18 protein-coding genes are annotated in these 15,847 nt (G+C 72.5%); 8 read left to right on the top strand and 10 right to left on the bottom strand.

What is annotated here, in order from left to right; genetic code table 11:
• Positions 1–179: 179 nt before the first annotated feature.
• Genes B9B60_RS02700 through B9B60_RS02680 form a run of 5 tightly spaced genes read right to left on the bottom strand, consistent with a single transcriptional unit; the run spans position 180 to position 3,767 of the window.
• Positions 180–611 carry a hypothetical protein gene (locus tag B9B60_RS02700; protein WP_143445405.1) on the bottom strand — a complete coding sequence of 144 codons (432 nt, stop codon included), beginning with the start codon at positions 609–611 and terminating at the stop codon, positions 180–182.
• Complete coding sequence (locus B9B60_RS02695) at positions 608–1,111, bottom strand: mycothiol transferase (RefSeq protein WP_084449750.1); 504 nt, start codon at positions 1,109–1,111, stop codon at positions 608–610. The genes B9B60_RS02700 and B9B60_RS02695 overlap by 4 nt, the downstream gene beginning before the upstream one ends.
• A 30-nt stretch (positions 1,112–1,141) precedes the next feature.
• Entirely contained in the window at positions 1,142–1,831 is a 690-nt protein-coding gene (locus B9B60_RS02690; RefSeq protein ID WP_234993708.1) for a DsbA family oxidoreductase, read from the bottom strand.
• Positions 1,832–1,860: 29 nt separating this feature from the next.
• Positions 1,861–3,066: an MFS transporter gene (locus B9B60_RS02685; RefSeq protein WP_084449748.1), complete on the bottom strand. Its 1,206-nt coding sequence runs from the start codon at positions 3,064–3,066 to the stop codon at positions 1,861–1,863.
• A complete protein-coding gene (locus B9B60_RS02680; protein WP_084449747.1) occupies positions 3,063–3,767 on the bottom strand; it encodes a DUF1361 domain-containing protein in 705 nt (234 codons plus the stop codon). The genes B9B60_RS02685 and B9B60_RS02680 overlap by 4 nt, the downstream gene beginning before the upstream one ends.
• Positions 3,768–4,010: 243 nt before the next feature.
• Between B9B60_RS02680 and B9B60_RS02675 the strand changes: the two genes are divergently transcribed.
• Genes B9B60_RS02675 through B9B60_RS02665 form a run of 3 tightly spaced genes read left to right on the top strand, consistent with a single transcriptional unit; the run spans position 4,011 to position 5,923 of the window.
• Positions 4,011–4,598, top strand: a complete 588-nt coding sequence (locus tag B9B60_RS02675; protein ID WP_084449746.1) for a DinB family protein — start codon at positions 4,011–4,013, stop codon at positions 4,596–4,598.
• Positions 4,595–5,362, top strand: coding sequence for a hypothetical protein (locus tag B9B60_RS02670; protein WP_084449745.1), 768 nt, complete (start codon positions 4,595–4,597; stop codon positions 5,360–5,362). The genes B9B60_RS02675 and B9B60_RS02670 overlap by 4 nt, the downstream gene beginning before the upstream one ends.
• Before the next feature lie 42 nt (positions 5,363–5,404).
• Positions 5,405–5,923, top strand: a complete 519-nt coding sequence (locus B9B60_RS02665) for a hypothetical protein (RefSeq protein ID WP_143445404.1) — start codon at positions 5,405–5,407, stop codon at positions 5,921–5,923.
• 81 nt (positions 5,924–6,004) lie between these two features.
• Here B9B60_RS02665 and B9B60_RS02660 read toward each other — a convergent pair whose 3' ends face one another.
• The 5 genes from B9B60_RS02660 to B9B60_RS02640 all read right to left on the bottom strand — a co-directional run bounded on the left by B9B60_RS02660 (position 6,005) and on the right by B9B60_RS02640 (position 10,325).
• On the bottom strand, positions 6,005–6,769 hold the full coding sequence (locus B9B60_RS02660; RefSeq protein ID WP_084449743.1) for a thioesterase family protein: 765 nt from the start codon (positions 6,767–6,769) through the stop codon (positions 6,005–6,007).
• A 78-nt stretch (positions 6,770–6,847) separates the two neighbouring features.
• A complete protein-coding gene (locus tag B9B60_RS02655; protein ID WP_143445403.1) occupies positions 6,848–7,255 on the bottom strand; it encodes a hypothetical protein in 408 nt (135 codons plus the stop codon).
• A gap of 31 nt (positions 7,256–7,286) precedes the next feature.
• Positions 7,287–8,975, bottom strand: coding sequence for a hypothetical protein (locus tag B9B60_RS02650; RefSeq protein WP_143445402.1), 1,689 nt, complete (start codon positions 8,973–8,975; stop codon positions 7,287–7,289).
• On the bottom strand, positions 8,975–9,730 hold the full coding sequence (locus B9B60_RS02645; RefSeq protein WP_084449740.1) for a hypothetical protein: 756 nt from the start codon (positions 9,728–9,730) through the stop codon (positions 8,975–8,977). The genes B9B60_RS02650 and B9B60_RS02645 overlap by 1 nt, the downstream gene beginning before the upstream one ends.
• 100 nt (positions 9,731–9,830) lie before the next feature.
• Positions 9,831–10,325 carry a flavodoxin family protein gene (locus tag B9B60_RS02640; protein WP_084449739.1) on the bottom strand — a complete coding sequence of 165 codons (495 nt, stop codon included), beginning with the start codon at positions 10,323–10,325 and terminating at the stop codon, positions 9,831–9,833.
• 133 nt (positions 10,326–10,458) lie between these two features.
• Between B9B60_RS02640 and B9B60_RS02635 the strand changes: the two genes are divergently transcribed.
• From B9B60_RS02635 to B9B60_RS02615, 5 genes are read left to right on the top strand one after another with little or no spacing between them, the layout of a single operon-like run.
• Positions 10,459–11,226 (top strand): SAF domain-containing protein, encoded by a 768-nt coding sequence (locus B9B60_RS02635; protein ID WP_072625772.1) that lies wholly within the window; start codon positions 10,459–10,461, stop codon positions 11,224–11,226.
• Positions 11,226–12,023, top strand: coding sequence for a MinD/ParA family ATP-binding protein (locus B9B60_RS02630; RefSeq protein ID WP_084449738.1), 798 nt, complete (start codon positions 11,226–11,228; stop codon positions 12,021–12,023). The genes B9B60_RS02635 and B9B60_RS02630 overlap by 1 nt, the downstream gene beginning before the upstream one ends.
• Positions 12,020–13,648: a TadA family conjugal transfer-associated ATPase gene (locus tag B9B60_RS02625; RefSeq protein ID WP_084449737.1), complete on the top strand. Its 1,629-nt coding sequence runs from the start codon at positions 12,020–12,022 to the stop codon at positions 13,646–13,648. Before B9B60_RS02630 ends, B9B60_RS02625 begins: the two co-directional genes overlap by 4 nt.
• Positions 13,645–14,520 (top strand): type II secretion system F family protein, encoded by an 876-nt coding sequence (locus B9B60_RS02620; RefSeq protein ID WP_234993707.1) that lies wholly within the window; start codon positions 13,645–13,647, stop codon positions 14,518–14,520. The genes B9B60_RS02625 and B9B60_RS02620 overlap by 4 nt, the downstream gene beginning before the upstream one ends.
• Positions 14,517–15,434, top strand: a complete 918-nt coding sequence (locus B9B60_RS02615) for a type II secretion system F family protein (RefSeq protein WP_084449736.1) — start codon at positions 14,517–14,519, stop codon at positions 15,432–15,434. The genes B9B60_RS02620 and B9B60_RS02615 overlap by 4 nt, the downstream gene beginning before the upstream one ends.
• Positions 15,435–15,847 lie beyond the last annotated feature (413 nt).

Below are 15,847 nucleotides of genomic sequence, written 5' to 3'. Positions count from 1 at the left end.
GACGGTCGGTGATCCGCAGGTCGTACCCGTCAGGGTCGTGCACCCGGACGTCGGTCAGCCCCCACGGGCGGTCCCAGAGAGACCGTGCACAACCGGTAGCGGATGGGGCCTCCACGCCCCGGCGAACGGCACGACATGCACCAGGACGACCTGTTGTGCTCGCCGCCGGCCCCATCGGCTCACGCCAGCAGGGTCCGGATCACCTGCCGATAGCCGGGCGCCATGACCCGGGCGGCGAGCGCCTCGACCCACCGCAGTCGCGCCGGCAGCCACGGCAGCTGCACCGTCTGGCGCCAGACGACGCGCGAGCCGTGACGAAGGGGGGCCACCGTCACCTCGATCCGCCCGCCGACGACCCGGCCGACCTTGACCACGGTCGCGGACTCCGGCGGGGCCCACGTCTCGACCCGCATGACGTCGTCGAAGCCGAGCGGCCCCAGCGCGGTCCTGCCGGTGAAGCCGGCCCCCGCCCCCAGCCGGGTCGCCGGCGGGTGGGGCGTCACCGTCGTCAGCGGGATGACAACCGTGTGCCGATCGAGGTCCCACAGCCGCGCCCACGTCTCGGCGGGGGCGTGCCCGGTCTCGGCGGACACGACGAAGCTCGACCTCATGCGGTGAGCAGCCCCCGGAGGTACGCCGCCTGCCCGACGTGCTGGGTGTCGTCGTTGACGACGCTCACCAGCCGCGCCCCGAGCGTGACCGGCGGATCCCACGAGGTGTCGACGACGCGGTCGAGGTCGTCCTCGTCCAGCCCGGCGACCCACGTCACCGTCTGGTCGTGCACGGCCTCGACGTAGCGGGCGAGCAGCTCGGCACTCGCCACGACCTTGCCCACCTGCGCACTCGTGTGTCCGTAGCCGGTGTCGTCCTCGTCCAGGTCGAGGTCGAAGAACTCGATGAATCCCCGTGCGGCCCAGACCTGCTGAAGACCGGCGACGTCGGCCACGTGGTCGTCCTGGACGCGATAGGCGTGCCAGACCAGCCACGCGATCGGGTTGGCGTCGGGCGTGACGCGGTGCGTCAGCTGTTCCTCAGTGAGACCGTCGATGGCGGCCAGCGCGCTCTCGCGCACCCGGCCGAAGCAGTCGATGAGCAGTTGTGCAGGAGTCATGCCCCCGACGCTACGCCCCGGTCGCGGCGCTCAGCAGCCGTCGGGCCCGCAGACGTCGCCGGACTGCACGACCTGCACGGCCGGGGTCCGCTCGGCGAGCGCCTTGTCGACGACCTCGCGGAAGAGCTCTGGCGGCTGGGCGCCGGAGACGGCGTACTTCATGTCGACGACGACGAAGGGGACGCCCGTCACCCCGATCTGGCGAGCCATGTCGATGTCGGAGGCGACGGCGGCCTTGTAGCGGCCGTCCGCGAGGGCCGCGCGGACCTCCCCTTCGTCCAGACCGGCGTCGGCACCGACCCGTGCGAGCGCGTCGACGTCACCGATGTCGAGGCCGTGCTCGAAGTGACCGGAGAGCAGTGCCTCCTTGACCTCGTCACCCAGACCACGCTCCTTGGCCAGGTGGAGCAGCTCGTGGGCGCGGGCGGAGTTGGCGACGACGAGGCGGTCGAAGTCGTAGGCCAGGCCCTCGCCTGCGGCCTGCTCGGCGACGTGACCGAACATCTCGCGCACCTGCTCGACCGGCATCCCCTTGCGCGAGGCGAGGTAGTCGGCCTCGGTGCCCTCGTAGTGCTTCGGCAGCGACGGGTCGAGCTGGTAGCTGTGCCAGGTGACCTGGATGTCGTCGCGGTGCGGGTGGTCGGCGAGGGCGGTCTCGAGACGCCGCTTGCCGATGTAGCACCAGGGGCAGGCGATGTCGGACCAGATGTCGATCTGCATGCTGGCCGCAACGTCGGGGCGCCCGCGGATCATCCCGCGTGGACGACGAGGGTCTCGCGGGCCCGCAGCCACGGCAGGATCGCGAGCGCCGACACCAGCCCGCTCAGGGCGAAGGCCCACTGCCAACCCCAGAGGTCGGCGACCGCCCCGATGACGACCGGACCACCGATGCCGCCCGCGTCCTGGCACATCTGGAAGGCCGCGAGCACCTTGCCCCCGGACCGGCCGTTGCCGACGACGTCGGCGACGGTCGCCTGCTGGGCGGGGTTGAGCAGGCCGGCCCCGACGGCGAGCACGGTCGTCAGGACGAGGATCGGCACGAGGTCGCCGGACAGCCCCATCGCCCCCATGCCGACGGCGCTGAGGCCGAGGCCGACGAGGATCGGGCGCCGTCGGCCGAGGGTGTCGGCGACCCGACCGGAGAACTGCAGCGTCAGCGCGGTGGCCGCGGCCCCGACGGCGAGCGCGACGGCCGCGGCCCACGTCTCGCCGACGACCGCGACGGCGAAGAGCGGCAGGATCGCCACGCGCACACCGAAGTTGGTCCAGCCGTTGGCGAAGGCCGAGACCATCGCCGCCCGGTAGGCGCTGTCCCCGAGGGCCTCGCGGACGGTCATCGGTGGCAGCGCCCCCTGGAGCGGATCGGCGCGAAGGGGGGTCCCCCGCAGCATGATCGCGACGAGGGCCGCGGCGATGAGGAGCGCGACGCCGTAGACGACGAAGGGCACGCGCATGCCGAGCTCGCCGAGCGCGCCGCCGATGACGGGGCCGATGACGCCACCGATGAGGAAGGCGCTGCCGTACATCGACGAGACCCGCCCGCGAATGCTCGGCGGGGCCAGCCGCACGAGCAGCGCCATCGCCGAGACGGTGAACATCGTCGAGCCGATGCCGCCGAGCGAGCGGAAGATGAGCAGCTGCCAGTAGGTCTGGGCGAAGGCCGAGGCTCCCGTCGACAGCGCGACGATGACCAGCCCGACGATGTAGACCGGCCGCTCACCCAGGCGGGCGACGAGCGAGCCGCCCGCGGGGGCGAAGAGGAGCCGGAAGAAGGCGAAGGCCGAGACGATGACCGACGCGGCGGTCACGCCGACGTCGAAGCTCTGGGCGAACTGCGGCAGGACCGGGGTGATCAGGCCGAAGCCGACGGCGATGACGAAGGCCGCGGCGACGAGGACCTTGATCTCGACGGGTACGGCGGGCCGCTCCTGCGCGGGGAGGGCGGGGGTGCTCACCCGCCGTACTGTGCCACCCCGGTCCGGCGACCACCCGCGAGGGCCCGGCTCAGGCCCCACGTCACGAGGTAGGAGGCGACGAGCCCACCGGTCATCAGCACGGCGAACTGAAGGAGGAAGGGGTTGCCGAGGGGATCGGCGAGCCGGGAGGTGATGACCTCGACGAGTCCGTGCGGGTTGGTGACCACGTCCCAGGAGTTGAAGCGCGGGAAGCGCCCGAGGTAGATCCCGACGGACGACAGCGCGAGCGACCCGATCGCGACGACCCAGCCCGTCACCTTGCCGACCCGAGCGGCGACGAGGTGGTGCACGAGCAGCAGCGAGGCCAGGCCCAGGGCGAGCCCGGTCGCGGCGAAGGAGCCGATGAGCAGCGCGTCGAACCACCGTGGCGCCCCCGGGATCGCCCCGAGGTGGATGAAGTCGGTGAGGATGTAGGGCGCATTGGGCAGGAAGAGCAACCACACGACGCCGACGCCCGCGAGCAGCCAGCCGGGAGCCCGCAGTCGGTCGAGCCCCACGAGGGCGAGGGCGAGGAGATAGGGCACCCACGCGAGGAAGAGGTTCCAGAAGAGGAAGGCGAAGACGGGGGCACCGGTGCGGTCGGCGCGCACGTTCTGCAGCCCGGCCGCCGCAACGGTGCCGGCGAGAAGGAGCAGGGTCAACCCCGTCAGCCAGCGCGCGGGGTGCGAGATGTGTGCCATTCGATGCACCGTAGGCCCGCCACCTTGGAGCACGCTGAAGGCCGCCCGCCCGCTGGCTGAGGCCGTCCCCGTCGGCTGAGAAGGGGTTGCCACCGCTCCCGGCGGAGAGGTCCGGCGCGCTGCCGAAGTCCTTCGTCATCGCGTGGTCGCCTGGTCGTTCTCGACTTCGACTTGACGCTGCGCCGGACCTCCCCGTCGTCCGCTCCGTCCCCCTTCGTCCGCCCCCGGTGGCAGGCTGGTCGCATGGCGGACCTCAAGACCCAGCTCCACGCCATGCTCCGCGTGCAGCGGGCGGCGCTGCTGCTCAAGCTCGAGGGGCTCGACGAGTACGAGGCACGCCGGCCGCGCACGCCGACGGGCACCAACCTGCTCGGCCTCGTCAAGCACTCCGCGGCGTGCGAGCTGGGCTACTTCGGGGAGACCTTCTCTCGCCCCAGCGAGCTGCAGCTGCCGTGGGAGGTCGAGGGGGTGGGCCCTGAGGACAACGAGGACATGTTCGCCACCGAGGTCGAGTCGATGGCCGACGTGCTCGCCTGGAGCCGGGCCTGCTTCGACCACGCCGACGCGACGATCGAGGCGCTGCCCCTCGAGGCCGAGGGCCGGGTGGCGTGGTGGCCCGAGGACCGCAACACCGTGACGCTCGGGCAGATCATCGTCCACATGGCCCTCGACGAGGCCAGGCACGCCGGGCACGCCGACATCCTCCGCGAGCAGCTCGACGGCGCGGTGGGCCTGCGCTCCGAGGGCAACAACCTGCCCGAGTGGGACGAGCAGGGCTGGGCCGACTACGTCGCGCGCCTCACCCGCATCGCCGAGGCGCACGCCCCGTGAGACTCGAGGACGCCGTCGACGAGCTCTACGCAGCCGCCCCCGCGGACTTCGTCGCCACCCGCACCCGCCTGGCCCGCGAGGCGAAGGGGGATGACCCCGACCTCGCCGCCGCGATCACCGCCCTGCGCAAGCCGACGCGGACCGCGTGGCTGCTCAACCGCGTCGCCCGCGACGAGCCGCAGGTGGTCGCCGACCTCATCGCCCTCGGCGAGCGGATGCGCGCCGCCCAGGCGAAGGGGGACGGCGCCACCCTCGCGCAGGCCAGACCGGAGCGCCGGGCCGCGATCGACGCCCTCGTCGCCGCGGCCGGTCGGTGCGCCGAGGCGACGGGATCTCCCTTCGGTGCTGCCGCCAGGGGTGAGGTCGACGCCACGGCAGTCGCGGTGCTCGCCGACGAGCAGAGCGGCCGCGCCATCGCCTCCGGCACGCTGCTGCGGGCCCTGACCTACGCGGGCTTCGGCGAGGTGGAGCTCGACGACGCCGTGGCGACCCCCCTTCGGCTGCTGCCGCCGCTGCCCGACGACGCCGGTGACGGGGCGGCCGACCCCGAGGTCGACGCGCAGGAGCGCGCTCGGCAGGAGGCCCTCGACTCCGCCCGCGACGAGCTGCGCGAGGCCGAGCGCGAGCTCTCCGCGGCCCGGCTCGAGGAGTCGCAGGTGCGGGCCGCGCTCGTCGTCGCGCGTGACCGGGTCAACACGGCTGAGGCACGTGTGACTCGTGTGACGCAGGACATCGCCGACCTCGAGACACGCCCGGTGCGGTGAGTTTGCGCAAGATCCCTGCAGCAGCGCGGGATCATGGTCCCCATGAGCACGGCGCGCACGACTTCTGACCGCACAGCACCCACCGACCTGCCGACCTGGGCCATCCAGGCGGAGGACCTCGAGGCCATGCTCGCGACCAACGACGACGAGGTGGACACCGCCGCCATCCCGCGTCTGGCCTTCCGCGACGCCGTCGAGGAGGCTGCCGCCCCCGGCGCCGCCACCGTGACCGTCGTCGAGGGCCGCACCACCGAGACCGACACCGAGGCCGCCCCTGCTGCGCCGACCCCCGAGGTCGAGCCGGTCGCGACGCCGGTCGGCCACAACCTGCGCCACCGCCACGCCAGCCCCGAGTCGGTCGCGGCCATCCGCCGCAACCTCATCGCCGTCGCCTGCGTCCTCGCCGCGGTCGTCCTCGTCGGTGCGGCCGCCACGTGGCTGGCCGGCTGGATCGCCCTCGGCGTCTGGACCCTGTGCGTGGTCGCCGGTGCCGTCGCCCTGCGTCGCGCCAACTCCCGCTACACCGCGCGCCACAGCCGCTACACCGCGCGCCACGCCTGATCGCCCGGCAGCGACGAGGGGCCCCGCGAGTTCGGCGGGGCCCCTCGTCGTGGTGCCGGCAGCGTCGTGACGCAGCCGGGGTCAGGGACGCACGGTCAGCCCCTGCGCGAGCGTGCCGACCGGTCCCTGCTCGTCGTGCACGATGCTCGAGGTCAACCCGTGACCGTCAGGGCCGAAGGAGACGGTCGTGTCGAGGCCGAGCCACCCCTCGCCCGGGGTGCGGAAGAAGTGCGCCGTGAGGTCGAGGTTGGGGAAGAGGACCTCCCGCGGGGAGGCGAGGACGTTCATCCCGTTGGCGATGTCGAGCAGCCCGACGGCCGCGGCGAGCCGGCTGTGGGGTTCGTCGACCAGCGGCACGTCGGTGCGCACCCACACCTGACCGCGCCCTGGGGCCGCGGCCCGACGTCGCACCTCGGTCGAGGCGATGAAGCCACCGGGCCAGACGCTCCCGGCGTCCCAGGGCTCGACCTCGTCGGGCCCGGGGATCCGGGGCAGGTCGCTGTGCTCGAGGGCGGTCGTGTCCCCGGTGGCGATGAGCCAGGCGCGGGCGACGACGACCGCACGGCCGCCGTGGCTGAGGGTCGCCTCGACGAGCTCGACCGTCCTCCCGGGGCGCAGCACCCGCACCTCGTGGGTGCACGGCTCGAGCGGCACTGTCCCGAGGATGTCGCAGGAGATCCGGGCGAGCGGCAGCCCGTCGTCCCGCCGGGCATCCCGGTCGACCTCGACGACATGGGCGAGCAGACCGATCGCCGGGGCGATGTGCTGCTCGTGCTCGGCCCAGGCACCTCCGGTGTGGGGGGTGGGGCGGACGGTGGATGCGTCGATGCGTTCGAAGTAGGCCACGGCCCCATTGCAGCAGCAGCCCGGTGGTCGCGATCACCGACCCCGGGTCTGCGACCTCGGCTCAGCGATCTCGGTCGGTCAGTGCGTTTGCTCCCACAGCGCCGCCCCGTGCCGCGCTCCCCCGTACCCGAAGGCCCCCAGCGTCTGCCCGGCCCCCTCCGGCGAGGTCACCGACAGGTTGAGCCCGACTCCCTTCGACTCGGGGCCGAGCACCTCGCTCAGGCGAAGCAGCGCGTCGTCGACGACCGCCTGCGCGTCCCCGCTCACGGTGAACTTGCCATAGACGACCGGGCCCGTGGAGCCGCCGCCGTCGTCGACGTCGTTGACCGTCACCTCGGCCGCGGTGACCCCGGGCGTCTCACGGATGGCCGCCACCGCGTCCTCGCGCCAGGTCGGGCTCTCCGGCACCTGCGCCGACCCACCCCGACCGAAGAGGCCGCAGCCGGTGAGGACACCGACGAGGACCAGCCCCAGGCTCACGCTCATCACCGCTCGCATGACCCCAGTCAACCGCAGATCACTCGCGCCCGGTGCCGTACTCGGTGATCGTCACCGCACCCTCGTCGCCGGTGAGGAAGACGTCGATCCCGGGGCTGTCGGCGTAGTCGATGATGCCGGGGTTGCCCGCGGCGATCTCGCGCTCCACCGAGTCGGAGTAGTTGCGGTAGTGGTGCGCGCTGTCGTTGCCGCCGCCGAACATCGACACCCCGGGACCCGGCTCCATCCGCACCTGCGTCACGTGGTCGCCGGAGCCGGCGAGCGCCGGGTCGAAGTTGGGGATCGGCGTCATCGGGGCGACGACCGTCGGCAGCGGCCCCGGCAGCGGGATCGGCATCGGCGGCCCGGCCAGGCTGTCGCCGAAGTCGACCTTGGGCACCGGGTCGTTGGTGTGCTCGAGCGCGAGGGTCTGCACGCCGGGCGGGATCGAGCGACTGTCGTTGGGCGAGCCCTGGGTGATCATGTGCGTGACGTTGTAGCGCTCCATGAAGGCCGGGTCCTGGACGAGCTCGCCCGTCACCATGCCGCCCTGGCTGTGCCCCTGGAGCATGACCGGGGCCCCGGGCGGGATGCCGGCCTCCTCCATCGCCGCCTCGACGGCCTCCATCGAGGCGCTGCGCTGGCCGGCCTGCAGCTCGAGGTTGGAGGTGTTGTCGAAGGCCTCGTCGCCGCCGGTCACCGACCCGGGGAAGTCGAAGAGGCCGTTGGTCCCCGGCACCGTGACGATGTAGGCCGAGCTGCCGTCGGGCTGGCGCACCTCGGTGACGCGCACGTGCCGGTTGTCGCTCTCGCGCCCCTCGGTGTTGTCGTAGGTGTCGTTCTGGATCTGCATGAGCGCGTTGAGATCGGTGGGGATGCGACCGGCGACCTCGGGGTCGGCCTCGACGGAGTTGGTCGAGGTCACCACGCCGTCGCCGCTGTCGAAGATCTGGTGGTCCTCACCGGTGGCGATGTTGGCGAAGAGCCCACCGGTGCGGCCCAGGAGCAGGATCGCGCTCGCGGCCACCTCGTGGAAGCGCGGCCACCGGCCCTCGGTGAAGATCTGGGTGAACTGCTCGCCGAAGTTGACGATCGACGGCCCCAGCCGGGCGAGCGCCGCCATCCCGGCGTCCCACCGGGTGACGACCTGCTCGTCCCAGAAGTTGCGCCCCGCGTCGACCAGGTCGCGGCCCCGGTCACCGAGCCAGTCCAGCCCGTCACGCCCCCACTCGACGAGGTCCCGCCCCCGGTCGCCGGCCCAGTCCCAGGCGTCCTCGACCGCCTCGGTGCCCCGGTCCCAGGCGTCTCGGAGGCCGTCGACCGGGTTGGGCAGGCTCCACCCGCCGCCGTCGTCGCCGTCCCCGTCGAAGAGGTCGTCGAAGAAGTCCTCGATGACCTCCCGCGGGTCGCGGCCGCGGTCGTCGGCGGGGTCGCCACCGGAGCCACCCCCGCCGGACCCGTCGCCGGAGGCGCTGTCCTGGTCCTGCGCCTGCCGCAGCAGGTCGCGCTGCAGGTCGGCGAGCGCGGCGGCCGCCGACTCGAGCGAGCTCGCCCCGGCGTCCCAGCCGCGGCTGAAGGTCTCGAGGTCGGGTCCGGCCCACACCCCGTCGAGCACCCGCATGCTGCCGTTGCCGTCGCCGTGGACGCCCCGGATGCGTTCGCTGGAGCGGCCGAGCTGTGCGGCGATCGAGCGGACCCGCTCGACGTCCATCCCCTCGCTGACGCTCATCACGCCACCGTCCGGGCGCGCGAGCGCAGGTCGAAGGCCCCGACCGTCAGCCAGGCGATCTCTGCCGCGACGGTCCCGGTCGGCACCTCGACGACCTCGACCTCGTCCTCGAGCAGGCGGACCTCGAGCAGGCGACCGTCGTCCCCTTCGAGCCAGTGCCGCGCCGTGACGAAGGGGGTCTCGCTCCCGTTGTCGACCTGCAGCACCAGGCCCACCTCGACGTCGGCACCGGCGAGCCGCGCGAGCACCTCGTCGGGCAGGGCCGAGCGTTCGGGCACGTCACGGATGACGCCGACGGTGCGCTCGAGGCGCGGGTCGGCGCCGCCCTCCGCCCGGACGGCCGGGCTCGGGGGCAGGGTCCGCTGCACGGCCGGCCAGATGATCCGCGGCTCGAAGAACGCGATCTCGACGGCGTCCTCGACCGCCTCGACGGCGATCTCGTCGTCGGTGACCGTGAGCCTGCGGCGCTCGGTGATCGACAGGCCGATCCGCGGGGTGAGCGAGATCCGGCTGCGCATCCCCGCCCGGCCCATCCGCGAGTCGACCTCGAAGCGCACCGGCGCCGTGGCCGCCTCGGTGAGCACCTCGTGCCACCGCGGGAGCAGCTCACGCCGGGGCGAGGCGATGCCGGCGTCGACGAGCTCGGCCCACTGCTCGGCGTGACCCGCCGGCGGCTCCCCCCGGACGGCCCGGGTGAGGACGTCGAGCGTCCGTGCCCCGATCGTGCGTGCTCTGAACCTCGTCTGCTGCGCCATGACTCTCCCTCGATGCCGCCGGTGGTGACGACGCTAGGGACAAGCGGGCGAAGGGGGAATGGGGAGTTCTCCCCTCCGCGGACGAAGGGGTGGCCGCAGGTCAGGTGAGGAGGGCTGCGAGCGTGCCGCCGAGCTCGGTCGCCGACTCGAGGGCGGCGTCGTCGACGTCGCCGACGACCTCGAGGATCTCGGCGGCCTGCCGCCAGTCGAGGGCCTGGACGATCGAGCCGACGGCGCGCACGGCGCCGGTGACGTCATAGCGGCCGTGGACCCACAGCCCGTAGGGCCGTTTGGCGGTGGACCCGCCCCCCGAGCCGTCGCCGGCGCCGCCGGAGTCGTCGAGGGCACCGCCGACCTGGAGGAAGGTCGAGTCGAAGAAGTGCTTGAGGGCCCCCGACATGTAGCCGAAGTTGGCCGGGGTGCCCAGGAGATAGCCGTCAGCGGCAAGGACGTCATCGGCCGTGGCCTCGAGGGCCGGGACGACCTGCACCTCGACCCCCTCGATGTCGGGGTGGCGGGCCCCGGCGAGCGCCGCGTCGAGCAGCGCCTGCGTGGAGCGCGTGGGGCTGTGGTGGACGACGAGGAGACGGGCCATGTCTCCCATCGTGCCCGCTGGTGGGCCGCCGCGTGCCGGAGGGGCCCGCCGTGCCTTAGCCTGATCCCCGGACATCGGGGAGCCGTCACGTACGACCGCACCCCTCGGGCACGACGCACAGGGAGTTGCACCCATGACCGCCCCCACCGCTGAGCCGCCACCGGCGGAGCAGGCCACCCGCCGCAACCGCAACGGCGACGGCAACACCGCCGAGGGGGCCGCCGCCCCCGAGCCGCCCAAGTTGCGTCGCCGCCCCATGCTCATCGCGGTCTCGGTCCTGCTCACCGCGCTCGGTGCCCTGCTCGGTGCCTTCCTGCTGAGCACCCTGTCCGGCACCGACGACTACGTCGCCGTGCGGGCCGACATCGAGCGCGGCGACGTCATCAAGGAGACCGACCTCGTGCGCACCCAGCTGCGCCGCGACAACTCCATCTCGCCGCTGTCGTGGGACGAGCAGCGCAGCCTCATCGGCATGTACGCCAACGTCGACATGGCCAAGGGCTCGCTCGTGACCCGAGAGTCGGTCTCGGCCGAGATCGCCCCGGCCGACGGTTGGTCGATCGTCGGTCTGGCGCTCACCCCGGGTCAGGGCGTCACCGGCGACCTGCGGGTCGGTCAGCCGATCGAGGCCGTCGTCGTGCCGGCGAGCGCCGAGGCGATCACCGGCCGCCCGACGACTTACGAGGGCATCGTCTCGAGCGTCGACATGTCCGACGACGGCCAGACCAAGCTCGTCGACGTGCAGGTCCGCACCGACGACGCCTCCCCGTTGGCCGCCGCCGCGGCCCGCCAGGAGGTCGCGATCGTCGTGAAGTCCAAGGGCAACGGCTCCGGGGACACCGCGGCCGAGCCGTCCGACTCGACCTCGGACACCACCCCGAGCGCCTCGCCGACCAGCTGATGGCCGTCGTCACGCTCTTCTCCGCCTCGGGCTCCCCCGGGGTGACCGTCTCCGCGCTCGGCATGGCCCTCGCCTGGCAGCGACACGTCATGCTCGTCGACGCCGACCCGACCGGGTCCTCGGCGGTCCTCGCCGGCTACCTGCAGGGCCAGACCGTCCACGACCGGGGTCTCCTCGACCTCGCGGTGGCCAACCGCGTGGGCAACCTCGGCGCGGCCATCGCGACGGTGTCGATGACCCTGCCCGGCTCCAACGTCGAGTTCGTGCCCGGCATCCGCTCGCACCAGCAGGCCGCGTCGATGACCAACCTCTGGGAGCCACTGTCCGGTGTGCTGCGCGGCATGGAGCAGCGCGGCGTCGACGTCGTCGTCGACGCCGGCCGCCTCGGCCTGGAGCACTCCCCGATGCCGCTCGTGCGCGGCTCCGACCTCTCCCTGCTCGTGCTGCACAGCGACCTGCCGGCCGTGTCCGGCGCCCGCGGGTGGGCCCGCGCGCTGCGCGAGCAGCTCGCCGGCATGGGTGCCGCGCACCAGCTCGGCGTCCTGCTCGTCGGCCCCGGTCGGCCCTACTCCGCCCGCGAGATCCGCGCGGTCCTCGGCCTGCCGGTCGTCGCCGAGATCCCGTGGGACCCCGAGTCCGCCGAGGTCTACCACTCGGGCCAACGCCCGAAGAAGGGCTTCGCCTCCGGGCCGCTCAACCGCGCCCTGCGGGCGACCGTGAGCTCCTCGCAGGGACTCATCGCCAACAACCGAGAGCGTCTGGGCACCCAGCGCGTCCAGGAGGCAGGTCAGGCATGAGCCAGCCCCCCTTCGACCCCACCTCCCTGCCGCTCTTCGCGCAGGAGACCGACCCGCCGGAGGAGACCCGCCCGCGCGACGACATCTCCCAGCGCCTGGCTGCCGGCGCCGGCAGCGTCTCGCCGCACGACCGGCACGCGGTGCCGACGCAGACCCCGCCCCCGCCGACGTGGGGCATGGGTCAGGCCGCGGCCACCCCGCCCCAGGGACAGCCGGCGGCTCCGCCCCCTTCGTCCGGGGGCGCGCAGCGCGTCTCGACGGTGCCCGCGCAGCGGCTGAGCACCGACACCGTCCACGACACCGAGATCGACTGGAGCCAGGTCGCCGAGCTGCGGACCCAGGCCTCCGAGATGCTCACCGGGGCCCTCCAGGACCGCCAGCACCTCGACCAGCAGGCGCAGCGCGAGCTGGGCCGTTCGATCATCGTCGAGCTGCTCCAGACGACCGCCGCCAACAACCTCGCCGTCGGCCGGCGCGCCTGGTCGATGGACGAGCAGGACCGCATCGGTCAGGCCGTCTTCGACGCGCTCTTCGGTCTCGGCCGGCTGCAGCCCCTCGTCGACGACGAGCACGTCGAGAACATCGAGATCACCGGCTGCGACCAGGTGCTCCTCGAGTACACCGACGGCACGCTGCGCCCGGGCCCGCCGGTTGCCGAGAACGACCAGGAGCTCATCGACTTCCTCGTCTTCCTCGCCAGCCGCTCCGAGGTCAACGCCCGCCCCTTCTCCGAGGCCCAGCCGCGCCTGCACATGCGCCTCGACGGCGGCGCCCGGCTCGCCGCGACGGCCTGGGTCACCCCTCGGCCGTCGATGGTCATCCGACGCCACCGGCTGCGCGAGATCACCCTCGAGGAGCTGTCCGAGCGCGGCATGCTCGACGCGGTCGCCGTCTCCTTCCTGCGGGCCGCAGTCAAGGCGAAGAAGAGCATCGTCGTCGCCGGCGCCCAGGGCGCGGGCAAGACGACGATGGTCCGGGCCCTGTGCGCCGAGCTCGACCCGTGGGAGCGCATCGGCACCTTCGAGACCGAGTACGAGCTGCACCTGCACGAGCTGCCGGAGAAGCACCGCCGCATCGTCGCCTGGGAGTCGCGTCCCGGTTCCGGCGAGGTCGGGGCCGACGGCCGTCAGGCCGGCGAGATCCCGCTCGACGACCTGCTCTACGACTCCTTCCGCTTCAACCTCTCGCGCCAGATCGTCGGTGAGGTCCGCGGTCGCGAGGTGCTGGCGATGATCAAGGCGATGCAGTCCGGCTCCGGCTCGATCAGCACGACCCACTCGGCCAATGCCGTCGGCGCGATCCGCAAGCTCATCACCTGTGCCATGGAGGCCGGTTCGCACGTCACCGAGGCCTACGCCGAGCGCGCGGTCGCCGAGCACATCGACGTCATCGTCCAGCTGCAGCTCGACACCGCGCCCACCGCCGACGGCGAGGCCCGCCGCGAGCGCTACGTCAGCGAGATCATCGCGATCCACCCGGGCGAGGACGGGCCGGCGACGACCCACGTCTTCCAGCCCAACCCGCAGGGCGGGGCGCCGATCCCGGGGATCCTGCCCGACGACTACCGCTCGCTCGCCCGGTGGGGGTTCGACCTCGACGGCTACTTCGCCCGGGCACCGCAGTGAGCCCCTGGCTGACCGGCGCCCTCATGGGCGGCCTGCTCGTCCTCGCGGGCATCACCTTCGTCGAGGGCATGCGCAAGGTCCCGCCGCGCCCCAAGAAGGTCAAGCTCGCCGCCGCCGACCGTGACGGCTGGTGGGACAAGCTGCCGCGCCGGACCCGGCAGATCATCATCATCGGGGTCGTCGCGGGGGTGATCTTCGCGCTCTTCACCGGCTGGGTCATCGCCATCGTCCTCATCCCGGCGACGATCATCGGCCTGCCGTGGCTGCTCAGCTCCGGCGATGCCGAGGCGAGCATCGACCGGCTCGAGGCGATGGAGGAGTGGACCCGCTCCCTCGCCGGGGTGCTCACCGTCGGTGTCGGCCTCGAGCAGGCCATCGTCGCGACGCTGCGCTCGGCGCCCAAGGAGATCGAGCCCGAGGTCAACCTCCTGGCGGCCCGCCTGCGGGCGCGCTGGCCCACCGACGACGCCCTGCGCGCCTTCGCCGACGACCTCGACGACTCCACGGGCGACCTGCTCGCCGCCAACCTCCTGCTCGGCGCACAGCGTCGCGGCGCCGGCCTGGCGAGCGTCCTCGAGTCCGTCGCCGTCGCCGTCGGCGAGGACGTGCGCTCGCGGCGCATGGTCGAGGCCGACCGGGCCAAGCCCCGGGCCACCGCCCGCTGGGTCACGATCATCACCCTCGCGGTGCTGGTCATCATGTTCTTCTTCACGACGATGTTCGAGCCCTACCGCAGCGGCATCGGCCAGGTCATCCTCACGGTGCTGCTCGCCGCCTACGTCGGGGCACTCGTCTGGATGAAGTCGATGGCCAAGGGCAAGAAGCTGCCCCGCTTCATCGGCAACGAGGTCGCCGAGGAGGCGCGTCGATGACCACCACCCTGCAGATCGCGATGATTGCCGGCGCCCTCGTCGGGCTCGGCCTGTCGATGCTCGTCTGGCGCTTCCGGCCCGCCCAGGTCGACCTCGCCACCGCCCTCGACCGACTCTCCCCGGACCGCTCCTTGTCCGCGCACGACGAGGGTGCGGTCGAGGCGGGTACAGCCGAGGGCGACGCCCGCGACAAGCTCGGCCGCTGGGCCATGCGCACCCTGCCCCTCGACTCCCTCGGTGCGCCGCCCTACCGCGAGCTGGCGCTCATGCGCATCCCGGTGCACCGCTTCTACGGCGAAAAGGTCGTCTTCGCGATCTTGGGCGCCTTCATCCCGGTCATGTTGCTCACCGTCCTCTCCTTCTTTGGGTTCGGCCTGCCCTGGATCATCACCCTCCTCGCCTCCGCGGGCGGCGCAGTCGGCTTGTTCTTCCTGCCGGACTACAACGTCAAGGACGACGCCAAGGCTGCCCGCAAGGAGTTCGGCCGCGCCCTGGCCTCCTACATCGACCTCGTGGCGCTCGAGCGCAACAGCGGCTCCGGGCCCCGCCAGGCGATGGAGATCGCGGCCAACATCGGCGACTCCTGGGTCTTCCGCCGGCTCGCCGAGGAGCTGTCCCGCTCCCGCTGGTCCGGCCTGCCGCCCTGGGACGCTCTGCGCAAGCTCTCCGACGAGCTCGGCCTGCCGGAGCTCGCCGACCTCGCCGACATCATGCGCCTGTCCGGCGAGGAGGGCGCGCAGGTCTACCAGACCCTGCGCTCGCGCTCGCAGAGCATGCGCACCGCCGAGCTCAACTCCGCCCTCGCCGAGGCCAACGCCACGGGTGAGCGGATGTCGATCCCGATGTCCACACTCGGGCTGATCTTCATGGCCATCCTCGTGACTCCCTCCCTGCTGCGGATCATCGGCGCCTGATCCGCAATCTCATGTTGCGACAGATTCCCCACGTCCTAGCTTGAGGTGGTCACCGGATGACCAGACAAGGGGAAGCAATGAAAGCTCGAACGACGAACCAACGGCCTACGGCACGCACTGCGGCTGCCTCAGTCGGCGCGGCCGCCCTTCTGACGGTTCTGGGCGTCAGCACCAAGTTCGACTGCTAAGCAGCCAGCGGAGTCATCCGTTCAACCCCACAGGCGTGGACCACCTATGCCATCCCTCCGGGTGGCCGGATCACCTCGACCAAGGTGTGGGTTTCGTCGAAGTGCCTGCCTGCTGTCGCGGGCTGGGAAACTTCTCCCGGGCACAACGCAGTGTTCGAGACACATCAAAGGTCGGCTCCTACAATGGTGCGTTTGTGGAACCCAAACGAGTCGTCTACTGACCTC

Source organism: Janibacter indicus, assembly GCF_900176385.1.
GTDB classification, from domain to species: Bacteria; Actinomycetota; Actinomycetes; order Actinomycetales; family Dermatophilaceae; genus Janibacter; species Janibacter indicus.
Note: the sequence above shows the minus strand (reverse complement) of the source record. Positions and strands in the feature narration are given on the sequence as shown.

Coding starts and splice junctions, on each gene's coding strand:
- B9B60_RS02700 (WP_143445405.1), bottom strand. CDS start 611: ATGAGGTCGAGCTTCGTCGTGTCCGCCGAGACCGGGCACGCCCCCGCC.
- B9B60_RS02695 (WP_084449750.1), bottom strand. CDS start 1,111: ATGACTCCTGCACAACTGCTCATCGACTGCTTCGGCCGGGTGCGCGAG.
- B9B60_RS02690 (WP_234993708.1), bottom strand. CDS start 1,831: ATGCAGATCGACATCTGGTCCGACATCGCCTGCCCCTGGTGCTACATC.
- B9B60_RS02680 (WP_084449747.1), bottom strand. CDS start 3,767: ATGGCACACATCTCGCACCCCGCGCGCTGGCTGACGGGGTTGACCCTG.
- B9B60_RS02675 (WP_084449746.1), top strand. CDS start 4,011: ATGGCGGACCTCAAGACCCAGCTCCACGCCATGCTCCGCGTGCAGCGG.
- B9B60_RS02665 (WP_143445404.1), top strand. CDS start 5,405: ATGAGCACGGCGCGCACGACTTCTGACCGCACAGCACCCACCGACCTG.
- B9B60_RS02655 (WP_143445403.1), bottom strand. CDS start 7,255: ATGAGCGTGAGCCTGGGGCTGGTCCTCGTCGGTGTCCTCACCGGCTGC.
- B9B60_RS02650 (WP_143445402.1), bottom strand. CDS start 8,975: ATGAGCGTCAGCGAGGGGATGGACGTCGAGCGGGTCCGCTCGATCGCC.
- B9B60_RS02645 (WP_084449740.1), bottom strand. CDS start 9,730: ATGGCGCAGCAGACGAGGTTCAGAGCACGCACGATCGGGGCACGGACG.
- B9B60_RS02640 (WP_084449739.1), bottom strand. CDS start 10,325: ATGGCCCGTCTCCTCGTCGTCCACCACAGCCCCACGCGCTCCACGCAG.
- B9B60_RS02635 (WP_072625772.1), top strand. CDS start 10,459: ATGACCGCCCCCACCGCTGAGCCGCCACCGGCGGAGCAGGCCACCCGC.
- B9B60_RS02630 (WP_084449738.1), top strand. CDS start 11,226: ATGGCCGTCGTCACGCTCTTCTCCGCCTCGGGCTCCCCCGGGGTGACC.
- B9B60_RS02625 (WP_084449737.1), top strand. CDS start 12,020: ATGAGCCAGCCCCCCTTCGACCCCACCTCCCTGCCGCTCTTCGCGCAG.
- B9B60_RS02615 (WP_084449736.1), top strand. CDS start 14,517: ATGACCACCACCCTGCAGATCGCGATGATTGCCGGCGCCCTCGTCGGG.